The sequence below is a fragment of the Anaerofustis stercorihominis genome, from assembly GCF_024623185.1.
In the GTDB taxonomy this organism is placed as follows: Bacteria; Bacillota; Clostridia; order Eubacteriales; family Anaerofustaceae; genus Anaerofustis.
The window spans coordinates 1-2,839 of the sequence record NZ_JANJZK010000048.1 but is presented as its reverse complement, the minus strand read 5'-3'; the positions used below and the strand labels follow the sequence as shown (position 1 = coordinate 2,839).

Genomic DNA, 2,839 nt, shown 5'->3' with positions numbered 1-2,839 from the left:
CTTTGGACAAGCAAAGAATGGTCGGGTTTTTAAGGACGGAAAGCCCTTACATCATAATTGTGATTTAAATATATTAAGCACATATTGAATTACCTTGGTTTTCTTTGAACGGTGTATCCACTCATCGAAGGTTATTTCGTCGCAGTCTTTTAAGAGCTCCAATATTTCATATTTAAGTTCGTTTGTGAATTCTGTATCGGGAACGAAATTCCCGCATTCGTAGTGAAGATAAAAACTTCTGAAATTCATGTTTATAGTTCCGACGATACTTGCAAACTCATTTAAGATTATCTTGCTTCTTATAAGCCCCTTGTTGTATTCGTATATCCTGACTCCGTTTTTAAGAAGTCTTCCGAAGTTATATTCGCTCAGATATTTAGATACCTTTTTATCATATATTTTAGGTGTTATTATCCTTATATCCACTCCGCTCTTAGCCGCAAGACAAAGGCAGTCTACCATTTCGTCATCCGGGTTTAAATATGGGGTAGTGAGGTATAAGGTCCTCCTTGCGGTGCTTATAAGGTATTTATACATATCTTCCGCAATATGGACATAATTAGCCGGTCCATCGGCAAAAGGCTGACATATAATACCGCATTTCATTTCATAAGTATTTTTATATTTCTCAAAATCTTTTATTTTATTGTCGCTTGCGGCGTTCCACATTCCTATGAATATAAGTGTGAAACTCCATGTGCTTTCGCCTTCTGTCCTTACGGCACAGTCTTTATAGTAAGTATCATTTTCCTGCAGATTAATAAAGCTGTCTTTTAAATCAAAGCCTCCCGTATATGAAATATTCCCGTCTATAACTATTATTTTTTGGTGAGAACGGTAGTTGTAGTACTGCTTGAAAGCATTCTTGTGTATTTCATTGAAGACAGTCACTTCCATTCCGATTTCTTCCAAATGCTCTTTTAATCCTTTAGGTATCTTAAGAATTGAGCCTATATCGTCATAAATAAGTTTTACTTCTACGCCTTCTCTTGCTTTTTCTTTTAAAAGCTCATATATTTCATTTAAAACTTTACCTTTTGATATGGTATAAACGCTTATGAATATAAACTTCTTTGCGTTTCTTATATCGTCTTTGATCTTTTCATATGCTTCATCTCCGGAAAAGAAAAGCTTGGTGATATTATTTTTATATGGGGGATAATGGTAATTGGTCAGGTATGATGACAGCCTCTGAGCATCTATATTATCCATGTTATTAAGTATTTCATCGTTTGTTATCTGCTTATAGTTTACCCTGTCTATTTGCTTTTGAATGAGAGAATGCTTTCTTAAGTTGGAATGCTTTTTGCCCCAGAAGTCGTACATTATATGTCCCACGATTGGAAGAAGGAGGACTATTGTCATCCAAAACATCTTATATGCGGAGTTTCTTTCTTCAGCCATTAAGTGCATAAGTACTATGACACTGAGTACTTCGATAAATGTATATACTATTACCGCGTGATTTTTAAGAAAATAAGTGAGCAGTATCATAAATGCAATTTGTATCAAGAACAAAAATGCGATGAAAAGTATTCTCATTATGGTACCTAAGCGGTCATTTTCTTTATTTTTCATAAATACCTCTTATATAGATTTTATGTAGTTTTATATTTATTACACTCTGTTTGAGTTTGTTTTCTGTTTTGATTATAGGTATAAAAATGTATTTTAAAATTATTTGTTAAATTAAATTTATTTAAATATATCTTCTTTAAATTATTTCTCAATTATTTTATTATAATATTAGGTTTATAATCAATATTTTTTAGCTGTTTTACGATTTTAAATGATTTTATCATAAAATTTTTTTACGGCTAAGTAAAAATGAGCAACTTATTTTTGAGAAATATGATTTAAATCTTTAATATATCAAAAGATTTCTTTTAATAAACAGGATATATATTATTCTTGATTCGATTATTTATTTAATTATAAATTATTTTGATAAGTTTTAATATACATAAATTTAATTTTATAATGTTACTTAAGATTAACGATTATTAATATTACTTACGATATATAATAACATATATTATGCTTTTTAATAAATAAACAAATATGTTATAAATGAAAGATAATATAAACTAAAAAAACGAATTAAGAGGATAGTTATGAGACCCGATAATTCGTTTTCTTATATGGTTTTAAAGAAAAAATCTTTCGATCATTATTAATTATAAATGTTTTTTTATGTTTCGTCAATATTATATCATCAATTTCTCACTTGAAGATGATACACCTATAGCACCATTCTTTATACATGATATAACTTCTTCCTTTGTTTCTATCATTCCGCCCGCAATTATAGGTACGTTTACCTTTTCTCCGATGAGTTTTATTGCCTTTGGTGCGATACCGGGCAGTATTTCAACTATGTCGGGCTTTACTTCCTTTATAAGCTTGGCTGAAGAAGATATAGTAGGAGAATCTAAAGCAAATACTCTTAGAATACTCGTTAAATCAAGGTCCTTTGCTTTATTTATAAGTGCTTTTTTTGTGGTAAGGATACCGTCCGGCTTTGTCAGTTTATATATGTATTCGAGAGCTATCGGAGAAGATGAAAATCCGTGAACCAAATCTACGTGAATAAATGCCATTTTACCTGCATTCTTGATTTTCTTTACTTGACTTACCAAATGGTCCATATCGGTATGTATGATAAATACGACCTCAGCCCTGCTTTTTATGGCTCTGTCGGTCTCTTCTTCACTTCTTACCGATACTATAATTGGATTTTTCTTTAGTGCTTCTATTAATTTTTTGTTCATAAATTCTCCTTTTTTCTTTTTTCAAGAAACAAATTTCCTAGGGGCTCTGCCCCTAAAACCCCGGCACT

2 protein-coding genes are annotated in these 2,839 nt (G+C 30.9%); both read right to left on the bottom strand.

Translation table 11 applies throughout. The annotated features are described in order from the left end of the window. Positions 1–51: 51 nt before the first annotated feature. Positions 52–1,578 carry a cardiolipin synthase gene (cls, locus tag NSA01_RS09885; protein WP_257481294.1) on the bottom strand — a complete coding sequence of 509 codons (1,527 nt, stop codon included), beginning with the start codon at positions 1,576–1,578 and terminating at the stop codon, positions 52–54. Between the two features lie 629 nt (positions 1,579–2,207). After that, positions 2,208–2,771, bottom strand: a complete 564-nt coding sequence (locus NSA01_RS09880; RefSeq protein ID WP_257481293.1) for a glycerol-3-phosphate responsive antiterminator — start codon at positions 2,769–2,771, stop codon at positions 2,208–2,210. Positions 2,772–2,839: the final 68 nt, after the last annotated feature.

Bases quoted from the DNA above. Each gene is read 5' to 3' on its own strand.
- cls (WP_257481294.1), bottom strand. From the start codon at position 1,578: ATGAAAAATAAAGAAAATGACCGCTTAGGTACCATAATGAGAATACTT.
- NSA01_RS09880 (WP_257481293.1), bottom strand. From the start codon at position 2,771: ATGAACAAAAAATTAATAGAAGCACTAAAGAAAAATCCAATTATAGTA.